Genomic DNA, 15,541 nt, shown 5'->3' on the forward strand with positions numbered 1-15,541 from the left:
TCCCCTTCGAAGCGGCTGCCGCCGCGTGCGCCGCGGACCTTGTTTCCGAAGCGCCTCGAGACGTCAAGCGACCTCGTTCCAACTAAGGTCTTGGCAACGGCAAGACTGAGGCTCAATGTGCCAATGTCGCCCAGCTGTCGATGGGGAGGGGGCGGTCAGGGGCTTATGATTCGTATTCTGCAGAATTTGGCGCGGCGCTGGAGCGAGCTTTCGCTTGCCCTGCAATTCCTCGTTGCCGGTGGCTTTGGCCTCCTGGCCGTCATGCTCGTGATCGGCGCCTGGGTAACGACGCAGATCCGGGACGGCGTCATGCGCAATTCGGCCGCCACGACGGCGCTCTACGTCGACAGCGTGATCGCGCCGCTGCTGCCGGACCTGCGCAAGAGCGAAGAGCTCAGCGAGGCCGTCAAGCAGGCGCTCGACGAGACGCTCGGCCAGGGTGCGCTCGGCAAACGGCTGCTTTCGTTCAGGCTCTGGCGCCGCGACGGCACGGTGCTCTATGCGAAGGACGCGGCCTTGATCGGCCGCCGATTCAATCTGACCGACAATCTGCGGTCCGCCTTCCAGGGCAACGTCACCGCCCAATTCGATACATTCGACGAAGGCGAATCGAAGGAACAGGCAGTCGGCGTGCCCTTGCTGGAGATCTACAATCCCGTGCGCGAGCCCTGGTCCGGCGATGTGGTGGCCGTCACCGAGTTCTTCGAGGTCGCCAGCGATTTCAAGGCCACGCTGGCTTCCGCGCTGCTGTCGAGCTGGCTGGTCGTGGCCGGCACCACCTTGACGGCTTTTCTGCTGCTGTCGGGCATCGTCCTGCGCGCCAGCCGCACCATCGACGATCAGCGCGGGGCGCTGCGCCACCAGGTGTCGGAGCTGCAGGACCTGGTGACGCAAAACAGCGCCTTGCGGCAGCGTGTGCAGCGGGCGTCCCGCCGCGCCACCGCACTCAACGAAAGATATCTGCGCCGGATCGGCGCCGACCTTCATGACGGGCCGGCGCAACTCGTGGCGCTGGCGGCGTTGCGCATGGACAGCCCGGTATTTTCGGACGACGGCCATTGGACCGAGAGCCGTTCGACCGAGGTCGCGATGATCCGCAAGACGCTGGAGGATGCAATGCGCGAAATACGCGGTATCTGCACCGGCCTTGTGCTGCCACAGATAGAGACGGCCGCCGCCAAGGAGATATTGCGGCTGGCCGTCGACGAACATGAGCGCCGGACGGGAACCTCGGTGACGCTCACCGTGCCCAAGCATTTGCCCGAACCCGGCGCCTCCGAGAAGATCAGCATCTATCGTTTTGTGCAGGAAGGGCTGAACAATGCGTATCGCCACGGGCGGGCCAAGGATCAGGCAGTGCGTGCCGGGATGAAGAATGGCCGGCTTTTTGTTGAAGTGTCGGATAGCGGGCCGGGATTCGATCCGGCGCGGGTCGAGGGGCTGGGGCTAGCCGGCCTGCGGGAGCGGGTTGAAAGTATTGGTGGCCAGTTCCAGACCTTGACCGGAGCACAAGGCACGCGATTGGTAATCAGTCTATCGGTTGAGGAGCAAGCATGATTGGCGCCATTCGAATCGCTATTGTCGACGATCATCCGCTGTTTCGCGAAGGCGTGACGCGCAGCCTGTCGGAGATCGGAGGCTTCGAGATCGTCGGCGAAGGTGCGACGGCGCAGGACGCTGAACGCATCGCCTCGACGGTGCAGCCCGACATATTGCTGCTCGACATCTCCATGCCAGGCGGCGGCCTGGCCGCGGTTGCAAGCATCCTTGCCAACCACCCCGCCCAGAAGATCGTCATGCTGACCGTTTCGGAGGCCAATGCCGATGTCACCAAGGCCCTGAATGCCGGGGTGCAAGGCTATATCCTCAAGGGTGTCGGATCGCGCGCACTCGCCGACATCCTGCGCAACGTCACGGCCGGCGAGAGCTATCTTTCGCCGACGCTGTCGGCGCGGCTGCTGTCCGATCTCCAGTCCCCGCAGCCTGCAAATGGCGAAGCGGACCGGCTGCGGCAACTGACCGAGCGACAGACGGAAATCCTGCGGTTGGTGGCGGAGGGGCTCAGCAACAAGGAGGTTGCCTTGCGCCTGGAGCTGCAGGAGAAGACGGTCAAGCACCACATGACCGGCGTGCTGTCGAAACTCAACGTGCGAAACCGCACCGAGGCGGCCCTCATGATGCGTGAGTTGCGCGACCGAGACAGGAACCGCGCGTAGGCCATCGCGGAACCGCGCGACAGCCGGACAAGAGGAGGTCACCTCCGCCGGGGGCGGCGGAGGTGACGTGTGAAGCTGGTCGTTGCCTGTTGACCGGCCTCACAAGGCCTTGAGACGCCTGACATCGGCGGGCGTGGCCCGACGGTCGATGATCGTGCGGCCGAGCGCGTCGCGCATCCTGAAACGACCGTTCTCGATCTTTTCCGTCATGCCGTTAGGGTGCTCGACCGAGATCTTGCTGCCGTCCACGCTGACCTTGTCGCCGGTTGTGGCGTTGACATGGCTGGTGCCGCTGCTGCTTTGGCCGGCGCCCGATCCCGAGTCGCCGCCACCGTCATCACCGCCATCTGTTCCGGAATTGCCGCCGTTTCCATTTCCGTTGCCGCTATCGCCGCCGCTGTTGCCGCTATTGCCATTTCCGTTGCTGCTATTGCCGCCGCTGTTGCCGCTGCTGCCGGCGCTTCCATTTCCGTTGCCGCTGTTGCCACCGCCGTTGCTGCCACCGTTACCGTTACCGTTGCCGTTGTTGCCACCGCCATTGCCGCCCTTGGCGGCCTGTGCGGTGGCGGCATCGATTCCGGGGGCGGAGCCGTGCAGCGCGATTCGATAGGGAGCAATGGTCAACGGCAAAGCAGCCGCAGTGACGAGCGCCAGCCGGCAACAACGGGCCGTGATCGATCCGTTCATCCTGATCTCCGTCGATTGAGCCGGCGCGCCCACCCCAACGTTGCAACCAGCAACATCGCCGAAAGATGTATTGACCGGAAGCGACCTCCGACCGTTGCGTTTGTCCTCCAGGACCTTTGGAAGCGCAAGACTGGACCAAAGTCCGATGTCATGGATGACAACTGCCTCGCGCGGAGCCTCAGAGCAGGTATGATGTCACGAAAATGTGATCAGCCGGCTGTAGTGGTCGAAAGGCGACAAAAGCTCCAGCCACTCCAAAGCCAGAGGCCCCCATGACCGAACATCGTTCTCCCGACGCCCGATTCCGCACCAGCCTGCTCGAGGAAAACGAAGGACCGGCCATCAACCCGACCGGCAACCGCACCATGGGCGAGATCATCGCCGCGCGGTTCTCGCGCCGGGGGTTCCTGAAGGGATCGCTCGCCGTCTCGGCGATCGCCGCCACGGTCAGCCCGCTGGCCATGATCGCCGCGGACGATGCGCGCGCCGCGGAAGGCTCGGCCTTCAAGTTCGACGAGCTCCAGGCCGGCATCGACGACAAGCATCATGTCGCGCCGGGCTATGACGCCGACGTGCTGTTGCGCTGGGGCGATCCGCTGTTTGCCGATTCGCCGGAGTTCGACCCAACGAAGCAGTCGGCTGAGGCGCAGGCCAGGCAGTTCGGCTACAACAACGACTATGTCGGCTACATCCCGATCGACGGCTCGGCCGAGCACGGCCTGCTCGTGGTCAACCACGAATACACCAACTCGCATCTGATGTTCCCCGGCATCGTTTCGATCGTCGAGAAGGACGGGAAGAAGAAGGCCGAGGTCGCCCCGCTCTCGAAGGAGCAGGTCGATGTCGAAATGGCGGCGCATGGCGGCACCATCGTCGAGATCCGCAAGGAGGGCGGCAAATGGCAGGTGGTGCGCGACGGCAAGCTCAACCGCCGCATCACCTCCACCACCGAAATGGTGTTGTCGGGCCCGGTCGCCGGCCATGACCGCGTCAAGACCAATGCCGACGTGTCCGGCACCAAGGTGTTCGGCACCATCAACAATTGCGCCGGCGGCGTCACGCCATGGGGCACCTACGTGATGGCCGAGGAGAACATCCATGGCTATTTCTCCGGCGAACTGCCCGAGGGCCACAAGGAAGCCGCCAACTACAAGCGTCTCGGCATTCCCGAAGGCGCCTATGAATGGGGCGCGCATTACGACCGCTTCAACCTCGCCAAGGAGCCCAACGAACCCAATCGCTTCGGCTGGATCGTCGAGGTCGACGTCAACGATCCGACCTCTACGCCGAGGAAGCGCACCGCCATGGGCCGCTTCAAGCATGAGGGCGCCGAATCGATCGTCGCCAAGGACGGCCGCGTCGTCTTCTATCTCGGCGACGACGAGCGCTTCGACTATGTCTACAAGTTCGTCACCAAGGGCACCTTCAACCCCAACGACCATGCCGCCAACAAGGACCTGCTCGACGAAGGCACACTGCATGTCGCCAAATTCGCCGAGGATGGCACGGTGGACTGGCTGCCGATCGTCTTTGGTCAAGGCCCGCTGACGGCCGAGAACGGCTTCGCCAGCCAGGCCGACGTGCTGATCGAGACACGGCGCGCCGCCGATCTGCTCGGCGCCACCAAGATGGACCGGCCCGAGGACATCCAGCCCAATGGTGTCAACGGCAAGGTCTATGTCATGCTGACCAACAATTCCAAGCGCAAGGCCGACCAGGTCGATGCCGCCAACCCGCGCGCCGAGAATGCCTTCGGCCACATCATCGAGATCACCGAGACCGACGGCGATTTCACGGCCGCCAAGGGCAAATGGGAAGTGCTGCTGAAATGCGGCGATCCTTCCGTCGCGGATGTCGGTGCCACCTTCTCGACGGCGACGACGGCCAATGGCTGGTTCGGCATGCCCGACAATTGCGCGGTCGATTCGGCCGGACGCCTGTGGGTCGCCACCGACGGCCAGGGCCCGAAAGCCACCGGGCGCACCGACGGCCTGTGGGCGGTCGACACGGAAGGTGCCGCGCGGGCGACCTCGAAACTGTTCTTCCGCGTGCCGATCGGCGCCGAAATGTGCGGCCCGCTGTTTGCGCCCGACGACCAGACCGCCTTCGTCGCCGTCCAGCATCCGGGCGATGGCGGCGAGGATTGGGAAGGCTTTGGCCGCCCGTCCTACTACGAGGATCCGTCGACGCGCTGGCCCGACTTCAAGCCCGACATGCCGGTCCGGCCGGCGGTCGTCGCCATCACCAGGCAAGGCGGCGGCAAGATCGCGGTCTGATCCCGGCGGCGGTTGCTATCCCGAGGAGGGGTTTCGGTTCACGAAAGCTCTCCTTGGCCGTAACTCATTCAAGCCTCGGGACAGATTGGCAATTTATTGGTGGCGCCCCAACGCGCGTCGAAACGGATTCGTGCGACGCGCGTTAGGTCTTTGTCTTGTGCATGTCGTTGTCCCAAAACCGGAGTCACTTTTGGGCGGCATGCATTTGGGTCGTTCCCGGGAGACCGCCGCCATGTCGAAGTCAGTCTATGATCGTGGCCTGCTCAAGCCTGGCGAAATCGCCAGGCTGCAGCGCGTCTTTGACGAAGCCTGCCTGCGGCGCGACGCGCAGCCCGATTCGCCGGAGGCGCGCGAAATCGCCCTCACCCTGCTTGCGCTCCACAATGCCGGCATGGTCGACGAGGAGATGTTGATGGAAGCCGTCGGTTTCCGCCGGCTCGAACCGAAATCAGCGTGAATGTCGGCGTTCGCGTCCAGCCCTATGCAGCGCGCTGAACGACAGCGACATTGATCGGGGTCCTCAAGCTGAAGCCAATGGACTCGTACAGCCTTATCGCGCCGGCGTTTGTGGCAAAGGCGTGAAGGTACGGGATTTCGCCGCGTGCGAAAATCTGGTTGGCCACAAACACGGACAGCAGCCGGCCAAGGCCGGTGCCGCGAAACTCGGGGTGCGCGCACACGCCGCTGAGTTCGGTATAGCCGGGCTGCTTCATGCGCTCGCCGGCCATCGCCACCAGCCTGCCCTCGACCTTCACGCCCCAGAAGGCGCCAAGGCTCAAGGCGCCCGATGTGAACGGGCCGGGCTTGGTGAGCGACGCCAGGGCCAGCATTTCGGCAGCGTCCTCTCGCGTCAGGGGCTGGATGCGTTCATCCGACACGGTCTGCGACGGTGCCTCGGCAATCATCTGGACGGCGTCGGCGGTCGAGATGGCCGCGAGACCCGGCGGAAGGGCAATGGTGTCGGCTTGTGCCATGATGATGCTCTCATCCGGGCCAACAAGATCGCCGAGCGCCTGCAGGCTTGCGGAATCGTCCGCGGCGGTGGCGGCAAAGAGGGCGATTGACGGCGAATAGCGCCTGGCGAGATCGCCGCCTTGCGCGAAGGCGCGATGCCGCGTCTCAAGCGCGCTCCAGACGGGCCGGTCGAGAACATGTTTCATTGCACGGCGCCCGTTTTGACACGGCGATCGAGCGGGGCCGCGGCCAGCCCATCCTCGATGGCAGCGAGTTGATCGAGAAGCGGCCCTGAAAGGTCCCGGCACAGATCCGCGACAGCGTTTTCGATGCGTGGCCACACATCCCGTTTCGCCACATCGACCAGCCGCTGGCCCTTGCCCGTCAGCGAGACCACCCGCCGTCGCTGGTCACCCTGTGACTGAATGGCTTCGACCAGACCCAACTCGGCCAGAAGCGACACGCTCCGTGTCACGCCCGGCTGTGTCAGCCCGAGCGATTGCGCCAGTTCGCCGATGGCCAGGGGCCCGAGCCTGTCAAGAGCGGCCAGCAGGGGGTACTGGCTCGACTGAAGCGGAACCTCCAGGCCGTCGAGCAGCTGTTGCGCATCGGCCTGCAACTGTTCGCCAATGCGCTTCAGCCGGCTGCCGAGGCAGAGATAGCCAAGCGATCGGATAACGTCTTCCATCATCATTTCCCACGATAATTTGTAACATGTTATATAACATGGCATATAAAATGTCGAGGCGACATGCTTGTCGCCCGCCTCCGCGATCAAATCAGCGTGACACGCCCGAGGGCCGGGAGGAGCCGGCGATGCGCCTGGCGATCGCCTTGCCCAATATGGCGGCATTGGCAAAGCAGCCGCGAATGCTCGGCCGCATGCCGGTGAACCACAGGCCTGGCAGTTTCGGATCGGCTTGCCCGCCGTTGAAGAGCGGGACGCCCTTGCCGTCGAGCACGCCGAGATTGCCGACCATGCGCTCCAACCCGGTGCGGTAGCCGGTCGCGGCAATGACGATATCGGGATCGACCAGGCTGCCATTGGCCAGGACCACGCCGTCGCGGGTGAATTCCCGTATCGCCGGCACGATGACGATCTTGCCCGATTTGATGGCGTCGACGGCACCGTCGTCCGCAGCGATCGCCGTGTAGTCCGAGGCCAGGCGACTGACGCCGCCCGACGGCGCGGGCGGCATGCCGAATTTGGTCAGATCGCCGAAAACCAGGCGCTGCGTCGCGGCGATCGCCGCATCGGCGACGCGCAGCGGCAAACGCGCCATGAGCGGCGAGAGCCGGTGCACGGCAATCTTGCCTATGCGCTTGGGCAGAAGCGCGGGCCCATTGCGGGCCGAGAGCCAAAGGGCGGCGGTATCCACGCCGGCCAGATGATTGAGGGCATCGAAGCCCGAATTGCCGGCACCGACGACCAGCACCTTCTTGCCGGCATAGGCCGTGGCGTCGCCAAAATCCACGGAATGGATGATCCGGCCCGCGAAGGCCTGCATGCCCTTCCACTGCGGCGTGAAGGGCTCCCTGTCGCGGCCGGTGGCGACCACGACATGACGCGCCAGGCGCAAGCCGGCGCTGGTGCGCACGGCCCAGTGGTCGCCCCTGAAGGCGATGGCCTCGACGGCAACGCCGAACTCCACCGGCAGGCGGTTCGCCTCCCGGAAATCGTTCATATGGCGGATAACGGCGTCCCTCTGCGGAAAGGCGGGGGTATTCCCTGGATAGGCAAGGCCGGGCAACGCCGAGAGATCGCGGTGGGTGTTGAGACGCAATTGCTGGTGCCGCCGGTGCCAGGGTTCGGCCAGCCGGCTCTCCTTTTCCAGGATCGCCGTCGGCACGCCGGCCTTGATCAGGGCATGCGCGACGGTCAGTCCGGCGGCGCCGGCGCCAATGACGATCGCCGGCTCCACCGCCACCAATTGCTCCACCATCGGTCTGGTTGTCGTATCAGCCATTCACTCTCTAGTCCCATTCAGCCGCCGCGCATTCCCGCAAGGCTCGCAGCAGGCTGTAACCGTTTGATCGCGCGCAGACCCATATATGGGTGTCATTGCCGAACCCTGCGCCGGGCCGCGGCCGCGCTCCAGAACGTTTCGTCGCCAAACGGTAACGACTGGATGCGGAAACGCGGCCAAAACAACAAGATGGAGCGGAATGCCCGCTTCTGTCCGAATACATCCAGCCCTATATGGCATATCGGCGGCATCGGCGATAATCAGGTCGCGGCAATGTGATTGATTCGAGCTCCGGGGGCTGGCGGATCTCGTTACCGGCGCAGGAATTCGAAACCGATTCGGCTTCCCGCGCAAAATCAGGACGCCGTGGCGCGTCTTGCGTGTCGACAGGCACGCCACGCCACAGACGGCACGCGGAATCTCGACCATGCCCTCCTTGCGGATCTATTTCGACAAAATCCTCGAGGGCGCCTCGCCCAAGGTCGAGCGCATGGCGTTGACGCATGTCGAACGCCTGGCGCTTGTCCGCCGCCATGGCGACTTCTCGCTCGCCTATTCCACTGCCGTGCAGGGCAAGCTTTCCTATTTTGGCGATGCCGACGGCTACATCGCCTTCGGCACCAAGATGAAGCATCATTTCGCGCTTGGCGACCCGGTGGCGGCGCCGGCGCGACGGGCCGACTACATCAGGCGCTTTGTCGAGACCGCCGGCGACCCGTGGTTCGTGCAGATCGGCGAGGATACCGCGCGCGTGCTGGCCGGGCTCGGCTACAAGATCAACCGGCTGGGCATCGACACAAGCCTCGTCTTGCCCGAGCATGATTTTTCCGGCAAGCGAAACGAGACCGTGCGCTATTCCGAGCGCTGGCTCTTGAAGAAGGGGTTTTCGTTCGACGAGGACAAAAGGACCGTCTTCCTCGACGAGATCACGCGACTTTCCGACAATTGGCGCGGCGACCGCATCGTCAAGCGCTGGGAAATGGGTTTTCTGAACCGCCCCTTCTACGATCAACTCGGCACCGACATGCGCCGTTTCGTGCTGCATGGTCCCGACGGCGAGCTGGTCGCCCTGCTCGATTTCGATCCGCTCTTTCGCGACGGCAAGGTCGTCGGCTACACCACCGCCTTCAAGCGCAAGCATATCGATGCCTCACCGCACGCCGAGATCGGCCTGACCAAATTCGCGGTCGACAGGTTTCGCGAGGAAGGCATATCGGTGGTCACGCTTGGCCTGTCGCCGCTCGTCGACGTGACCCCAAGCGGATTTGCCGAAAGCGACTTCTGGCGCAACGCCTTCCAGCGCGCCTACTCCTCGCCGTGGGTCAACCGCCGCAGGTTCAACCTGCAGGGCCAGGCGGCATTCAAGCGCCGTTTCCATGGTCTGGAGGAACCGGTCTACCTCGCCTTCCGCAAGGGGACCTATATCGAGATGCTGGGGCTGCTGCGGCTGGTCAAGGCGATCTAGGGACGCGTCGCGCGGCCTTGGCCATGCCTTATCATTCGTGGGGGCGTCAGTTGCGCAGCCGGTAGCCGGTCTTGAAGATCCAGGCGACGACCGCGATGCAGACGGCCAGGAAGACCAGCGTCATGCCGAGGCTGATGCCGACCGAGACGTCGGCCTTGCCGAAGAAGCTCCAGCGGAAGCCGCTGATCAGGTAGACGACCGGGTTGAACAGCGTGATCGTCTTCCAGATGCCGGGCAGCATATGGATCGAATAAAAGCTGCCGCCGAGGAAGGTCAGCGGGGTGATGATGAGCAGCGGCACCAGCTGCAGCTGCTCGAAGCTCTTCGCCCAGATGCCGATGATGAAGCCGAACAGGCTGAAGGTCACCGCCGTCAGCACCAGGAAGGCGATCATCCAGAACGGATGCTCGATCCTGAGCGGCACGAACAGGGAGGCGGTGGCCAGGATGATCACGCCGAGGATGATCGACTTGGTGGCCGCCCCGCCGACATAGGCGATGACGATCTCCAGATAGGAGACCGGCGCCGACAGCAGCTCGTAGATGGAGCCGACGAATTTCGGGAAGTAGATGGCGAAGGAGGCGTTGGAGATCGACTGCGTCAGCAGCGACAGCATGATCAGCCCCGGCACGATGAAGGCGCCGTAGGCGATGCCGTCTATCTCGGTGATGCGCGAGCCGATGGCCGAGCCGAAGACGACGAAGTAGAGCGATGTCGAGATGACCGGCGAGATGATGCTCTGCAGCACGGTGCGGAAGGCCCGCGCCATCTCGACCCGGTAGATCGCCCATACTGCGCGAAAATTAGGGGCTGCGCGCAGGTTCATGGCTCTCTCCTCACCAGATTGACAAAGATCTCCTCGAGCGAGCTGTTTTGCGTGTCGATGTCGCGGAACTGGATGCCGCCGGCCTCGAGATCGCGGATCAGCGAGGCGACGCCCGGCCGCTCGGCCTGGTTGTCATAGGTGTAGGTCAGCTGCCCGCCATCCGGCGACAGCTCCAGCGCGTAGTGCGAAAAGGCCTCCGGGATGGCCGTCAGCGGATTGCGCAGTTCCAGCACCAGCCGCTTGCGGCCGAGCTTGCGCATCAGCTCGGCCTTGTTCTCGACCAGGATGATCTCGCCGCGGTTGATGACGCCGACACGGTCGGCCATGGCTTCGGCTTCCTCGATGTAGTGGGTGGTGAGGATGATGGTGACGCCATCCTCGCGCAGCCGGCGCACCATCTCCCACATGTCCTGACGCAGTTCGACATCGACGCCCGCCGTCGGCTCGTCGAGGAACAGGATGCGCGGCTCATGCGACAGCGCCTTGGCGATCATCAGCCTGCGCTTCATGCCGCCCGAGAGCGTGATCGCCTTGGCGTCCTTCTTGTCCCACAGCGAGAGATCGCGTAGCACCTTCTCGACGAAGGCCGGGTTGGCCGGCTTGCCGAACAGGCCGCGGCTATAATTGACCGTCGCCCAGACGCTCTCGAAGGCGTCGATGGTCAGTTCCTGCGGCACCAGGCCGATCAGGCTGCGCGCCGCGCGGTAGTCCTTGACGATGTCGTGGCCGTCGACGGTGACGGTGCCGGTCGAGCGGTTGACGATGCCGCAGACGATCGAGATCAGCGTCGTCTTGCCGGCGCCATTTGGGCCAAGCAGCGCGAATATCTCACCCCGGTTGATGTCGAGATTGACTTCCTTGAGCGCGGTGAAGCCGGTGGCGTAGGTCTTGGAGACCCCGGAAATGGACAGAATGGAGGGCATGGGCTGAAAACGGCTGCCTGAAAGAGGTCCCCTGATATAGGCCGAATGTCGTTGTGTGCAACCGCAAGTCAATGCGTTGCTGACAGTTCTGGACAGCGGTTGCGGCGGCCAGAGCTCTTGCCTTGACGCAATCCCCGCGGGAAACCGCTTCATGCCTTTCCTGGAATGCCTTGACCCAGGGTGAACACTGTACGCCTCGTGCTGTCATCCCTGGCCCATGCCTGCTCGACATCCGCCAGGGGCACGGGCGTGGTGGCGATCTGAAGGCCGGCCGGGACCACGGCGCGCAGCAGATCGCCGGTGCAGGCGATGAACCGGTCGAGCGGGACGCTGCCGATGCCGCTGCCCATCAAGGCAATCGCGGATGAGCGGAGCACGGCACTCGGCAAGGTGATATCGGACCCGCTGACGGCGCCGATCTGGACGAAGCGGATCGGTATGGCATCGGCTCCGGCCTTGGCCGCGGCAATGAGCAGACGTTCGGCGCTCTTGCCCCAGAGATAGTCGATGACGACATCCACGCCCTCTCTGAACTGCCTGATGAAGCTTTCTTCAAGAGCCGCCCCGTCCTCGATGAGCGGGATCGTCACATCCGCCCCTAGCGCCGCGACCGAGTCTAACGCGGCTGCGTTGCGGGCAGTGGCGATGATCTTCTTCGCCCCGAGATGCCGCGCGATCTGAACGGCGAGGCGGCCGGCCGTGCCGGTGGCGCCGTTGACCAGCACGGTTTCGCCCGGCTTGAGCTTCGCCCGCTCGGTAAAGGCCGCCCATGACGACATGCCGGGATTGGCAATGGCAGCGGCGGTGACATCGTCCAGTCCTTCGGGCAGTGCCACGCAATGCGCCTCGGGCACGACGGTCCGCTCGGCCATGCTGCCATCGGGCGCCCTGGGCAGCGCGAAATAGACCTTGCTTCCGTCCTCGATCCGGCCGACGCCGTCGATGCCGACGACGAAGGGGAACCGGCCCGAAGAGCTGTAATGCGAGCCAGAGGCGCGGCTCTTCACGACATGGCTGATGGCGGCGGCGATGACCGTGACGCGGTTTTCGCCCGCCGCCGGGACCGGCTCGGGGAAGTCGCCATAGACAGGCGCTTGCCCGGCGCCTGGGACAATAGCGGCTTTCATGATGGTCTGCCTTTCTGGGGTCCATTATATGTGTATAATGCACATATAGGGAGACCCATCATGCCGTCAACAAAAAACGTGCAAAATACACATATCTCGGATCGGCTGCGCCAGATTCACGAGGCCGTGCTCGATATTGTCGGCCTGATGAACCGGCCGCAACGCGACGAGTTGCTGATCAGGGCGGCCGGCATTCCGCTCGACCGGGCACTGTTCCCGCTGCTCGTCGGCATCGAGCGTTTCGGGCCGATCGGCGTCGTCGAGATGGCCGACCGTGTCGGGCGCGACTACACGACCGTCAGCCGCCAGGTCGCCAAGCTGGAGAGCCTCGACCTTGTGCGGCGCCGGCCGGGCAGCGCCGACCGGCGCGTGCGCGAAGCCGTGATCACACCGAAGGGCAAGGCGATGACCGACCTCGTCGACGCGGCGCGCGAGAAGATCGGCCGCGCCATTTTCGAGACATGGGAGGCGCGCGACATCGACGAGCTGGTGCGGCTGATGCGCAAGTTCGCGGACGCGCTTGGCGCGGTGCCGGAGGCCAGTACTTAGAGCAATTCCAGGAAAAGTGTGAAATGGTTTTCCGTCCGGAATTGCGAGCAAAGAGACACGCGGCATGGACCGGTAAAATTGTCCTGTGGCGTTCAGCCTCGCGGCAGGACGCCGCTTTGACCTGAACCTGCTTCGGGCCTATCCTTCATCAATACTTGTAGCAGCCGGAGCCCACCATGGACCCGCTCATACTGTCGCGCATCCAGTTCGGCGCGAATATTTCGTTTCATATTCTGTTTCCGACGATCACCATTGCACTTGGCTGGGTGCTGCTGTTCTTCAAGCTGCGCTACAACGCCACCAATGATTCCGCCTGGATGCGCGCCTATTTCACCTGGGTGAAAGTGTTCGCGCTGTCCTTCGCCATGGGCGTGGTCTCGGGCGTCACCATGAGCTTCCAGTTCGGCACCAACTGGCCAGGCTATATGGAAAAGGTCGGCAACATCGCCGGGCCGCTGCTGGCCTACGAAATCCTCACCGCCTTTTTCCTCGAGGCGGCCTTCCTCGGCATCATGCTGTTCGGCTTTCGCCGCGTCTCCAACCGCGTCCACACGCTGGCGACGGTGCTGGTCGCCGGCGGCACCACGCTGTCGGCCTTCTGGATCATCGCGCTCAATTCCTGGATGCAGACGCCGGCCGGTTTCGAAATCCGCGACGGCGTGGCACACGCCGTCGACTGGTGGGCTGTCGTCTTCAACCCGTCCATGCCCTACCGCCTCGTTCATATGCTGCTTGCATCGGGTCTGACCGTATCATTCCTGATATCGGGCCTGTCGGCGCTGCGTTATCTCCAGGGCGACCGCTCGGAATCGATGTGGAAGGCGCTGCGCACCGGCGTCTTCACCGCGGCGGTCCTGATCCCGATCCAGATCTTCGCCGGCGACCAGCACGGGCTGAACACGCTGGAACACCAGCCGCAGAAGATCGCTGCCATGGAAGCCAACTGGAACACCGGCCCCAACGTGCCGCTGGTGCTGTTCGCGCTGCCCGACGAGGCGGCGAGGGAGAACAGATTCGAGATCGCCATTCCCGACGGCGCCAGCCTGGTGCTGCGGCACAGCCCCAGCGGCGTGGTGCCGGGGCTGAACGATTTTCCCGGCAACCACCCGCCGGTCTTTCCGGTGTTCTGGGGCTTTCGCATCATGGTCGGCACCGGTCTGCTGATGCTGGCCGTTTCCTGGTCGGCCGCCTTCTTCCTCAAGCGCCGGCACAGCCTGCCGAAGCCGCTCGCCATGCTGATGGTCCCGATGGCGCTGTCGGGCTGGCTGGCGACGCTGGCCGGCTGGTACACGACCGAGATCGGCCGCCAGCCCTGGCTGGTGACGGGCGTGCTCAGAACCTCGGATGCCGTCGGTCCGGTGGCGGGCAGCCATGTCGCGCTCACGCTCGCCGTCTATCTCATCCTCTACGTGCTGCTGCTGATCGCCTATCTCGGCGTGCTGGTGCACTTGGCGCTGAAGGCGGCCAAGGATGGCGACACCTCGCCATTGCCGGGTGTCATGAAAGCAGCGCTTTCACAGCCGGCGGCGGGAGAGTGACATGAGCTTCGATTGGCCAACGGCCCTCCCCCTCATCTTCGCCGGCCTGATGGGCCTCGCCATCCTGATCTACGTCATTCTCGACGGCTTTGACCTCGGCATCGGCATCCTTTTCGCGGTCGCCGAGGACGCCGAGCAGGATACGATGATCGCGGCGATCGGTCCGTTCTGGGACGCCAACGAGACCTGGCTGGTGCTGGCCGTCGGCCTGCTGCTGGTCGCCTTCCCGATGGCGCATGGCGTCATCCTGACCGCGCTCTACATTCCGGTGTTCGTGCTTTTGGTCGGGCTGATCCTGCGCGGCGTCGCCTTCGATTTCCGCGCAAAGGTGCCGAGCGGCAAGAAGCATCGCTGGAACCGCATCTTCTTCCTCGGCTCCGTCATCGCCTCGCTCGCGCAAGGCTATATGCTGGGCGTCTATGTGCTCGGCCTCGATGTCGGCGTGGGCGGCATGGCATTCGGCGCGCTGGTGGCGTTCTGCCTGGCCGCGGCCTACGCGGCGATGGGCGCCGCCTGGGTGATCTACAAGACCGAAGGCGCGTTGCAGAAGAAGGCGGTGCGCTGGCTGCGCACCGCGCTGGTGCTGACCGCGCTCGGCATGGCGGCGGTGTCGCTGGCGACGCCCTTCGCCAGCCCGCGCATCTTCGACAAATGGTTCGTCTGGCCGGAAATGCTGTACCTGTCGCCGCTGCCTATCCTGTCGGCGCTGCTGTTCCTGTGGCTGTGGCGGCAGACCTTCCACCTGCCGAAGCCCGACGACCGCCATTCGCTGACGCCGTTCCTGACGCTGGCCAGCATTTTCGTGCTGGGCTTTGCCGGCCTTGCCTGGTCGTTCTACCCGTTCGTGGTGCCCGACAAGCTGACCATCTGGCAGGCGGCGTCGGCGACCGAAAGCCTGGCCATCATCCTGGTCGGCACCGTGGTGGTGCTGCCGATCATCATCTTCTATTCCTTCTATGCCTACCGCGTATTCGGCGGCAAGGCGACGGATCTCACCTACGACTGATACGCCG

General features: G+C 64.2%; 15 protein-coding genes. 8 read left to right on the top strand and 7 right to left on the bottom strand.

Features of this window, described 5'->3' with window-relative positions; all coding sequences use genetic code 11:
• Positions 1–165: 165 nt before the first annotated feature.
• Positions 166–1,557, top strand: a complete 1,392-nt coding sequence (locus tag EB231_RS04265; RefSeq protein WP_172347735.1) for a sensor histidine kinase — start codon at positions 166–168, stop codon at positions 1,555–1,557.
• Positions 1,554–2,216: a response regulator gene (locus tag EB231_RS04270; protein WP_172347736.1), complete on the top strand. Its 663-nt coding sequence runs from the start codon at positions 1,554–1,556 to the stop codon at positions 2,214–2,216. The genes EB231_RS04265 and EB231_RS04270 overlap by 4 nt, the downstream gene beginning before the upstream one ends.
• A 99-nt stretch (positions 2,217–2,315) precedes the next feature.
• Here the strand turns inward: EB231_RS04270 and EB231_RS04275 are convergent, their stop codons facing one another.
• Complete coding sequence (locus EB231_RS04275; RefSeq protein WP_172347737.1) at positions 2,316–2,903, bottom strand: hypothetical protein; 588 nt, start codon at positions 2,901–2,903, stop codon at positions 2,316–2,318.
• 272 nt (positions 2,904–3,175) lie between these two features.
• On the opposite strand from EB231_RS04275, the gene EB231_RS04280 reads away from it, so the two are divergent.
• Both EB231_RS04280 and EB231_RS04285 read left to right on the top strand, forming a co-directional pair.
• Positions 3,176–5,179 carry a PhoX family protein gene (locus EB231_RS04280; RefSeq protein WP_172347738.1) on the top strand — a complete coding sequence of 668 codons (2,004 nt, stop codon included), beginning with the start codon at positions 3,176–3,178 and terminating at the stop codon, positions 5,177–5,179.
• A gap of 232 nt (positions 5,180–5,411) precedes the next feature.
• Entirely contained in the window at positions 5,412–5,636 is a 225-nt protein-coding gene (locus EB231_RS04285) for a hypothetical protein (protein ID WP_172347739.1), read from the top strand.
• Between the two features lie 22 nt (positions 5,637–5,658).
• Here the strand turns inward: EB231_RS04285 and EB231_RS04290 are convergent, their stop codons facing one another.
• From EB231_RS04290 to EB231_RS04300, 3 genes are all read right to left on the bottom strand, one after another.
• Positions 5,659–6,339: a GNAT family N-acetyltransferase gene (locus tag EB231_RS04290; RefSeq protein WP_172347740.1), complete on the bottom strand. Its 681-nt coding sequence runs from the start codon at positions 6,337–6,339 to the stop codon at positions 5,659–5,661.
• On the bottom strand, positions 6,336–6,821 hold the full coding sequence (locus tag EB231_RS04295; protein ID WP_172347741.1) for a MarR family winged helix-turn-helix transcriptional regulator: 486 nt from the start codon (positions 6,819–6,821) through the stop codon (positions 6,336–6,338). The genes EB231_RS04290 and EB231_RS04295 overlap by 4 nt, the downstream gene beginning before the upstream one ends.
• 91 nt (positions 6,822–6,912) lie before the next feature.
• Positions 6,913–8,100 carry a flavin-containing monooxygenase gene (locus tag EB231_RS04300; protein WP_172347742.1) on the bottom strand — a complete coding sequence of 396 codons (1,188 nt, stop codon included), beginning with the start codon at positions 8,098–8,100 and terminating at the stop codon, positions 6,913–6,915.
• Positions 8,101–8,527: 427 nt separating this feature from the next.
• Here EB231_RS04300 and EB231_RS04305 point away from each other — a divergent pair, with 427 nt between their 5' ends.
• Entirely contained in the window at positions 8,528–9,565 is a 1,038-nt protein-coding gene (locus tag EB231_RS04305; protein WP_172347743.1) for a phosphatidylglycerol lysyltransferase domain-containing protein, read from the top strand.
• Positions 9,566–9,611: 46 nt separating this feature from the next.
• On the opposite strand, the gene EB231_RS04310 is transcribed toward EB231_RS04305, so the two are convergent.
• The 3 genes from EB231_RS04310 to EB231_RS04320 all read right to left on the bottom strand — a co-directional run bounded on the left by EB231_RS04310 (position 9,612) and on the right by EB231_RS04320 (position 12,441).
• Complete coding sequence (locus EB231_RS04310) at positions 9,612–10,391, bottom strand: ABC transporter permease (protein WP_172347744.1); 780 nt, start codon at positions 10,389–10,391, stop codon at positions 9,612–9,614.
• A complete protein-coding gene (locus EB231_RS04315) occupies positions 10,388–11,314 on the bottom strand; it encodes an ABC transporter ATP-binding protein (RefSeq protein WP_172347745.1) in 927 nt (308 codons plus the stop codon). Before EB231_RS04315 ends, EB231_RS04310 begins: the two co-directional genes overlap by 4 nt.
• A 149-nt stretch (positions 11,315–11,463) precedes the next feature.
• Positions 11,464–12,441, bottom strand: a complete 978-nt coding sequence (locus tag EB231_RS04320; RefSeq protein ID WP_172347746.1) for a quinone oxidoreductase family protein — start codon at positions 12,439–12,441, stop codon at positions 11,464–11,466.
• Between the two features lie 60 nt (positions 12,442–12,501).
• Here EB231_RS04320 and EB231_RS04325 point away from each other — a divergent pair, with 60 nt between their 5' ends.
• From EB231_RS04325 to EB231_RS04335, 3 genes are all read left to right on the top strand, one after another.
• The gene (locus EB231_RS04325) at positions 12,502–12,990 is read left to right on the top strand and encodes a MarR family winged helix-turn-helix transcriptional regulator (RefSeq protein ID WP_172347747.1); all 489 of its coding nucleotides are present in this window, start codon (positions 12,502–12,504) and stop codon (positions 12,988–12,990) included.
• A 176-nt stretch (positions 12,991–13,166) separates the two neighbouring features.
• Positions 13,167–14,528 (top strand): cytochrome ubiquinol oxidase subunit I, encoded by a 1,362-nt coding sequence (locus tag EB231_RS04330; RefSeq protein ID WP_172347748.1) that lies wholly within the window; start codon positions 13,167–13,169, stop codon positions 14,526–14,528.
• A 1-nt stretch (position 14,529) separates the two neighbouring features.
• Positions 14,530–15,534, top strand: a complete 1,005-nt coding sequence (locus tag EB231_RS04335; protein WP_172347749.1) for a cytochrome d ubiquinol oxidase subunit II — start codon at positions 14,530–14,532, stop codon at positions 15,532–15,534.
• The last annotated feature ends 7 nt before the right edge of the window (positions 15,535–15,541 follow it).

This window comes from Mesorhizobium sp. NZP2298 (assembly GCF_013170825.1).
In the GTDB taxonomy this organism is placed as follows: domain Bacteria; phylum Pseudomonadota; class Alphaproteobacteria; order Rhizobiales; family Rhizobiaceae; genus Mesorhizobium.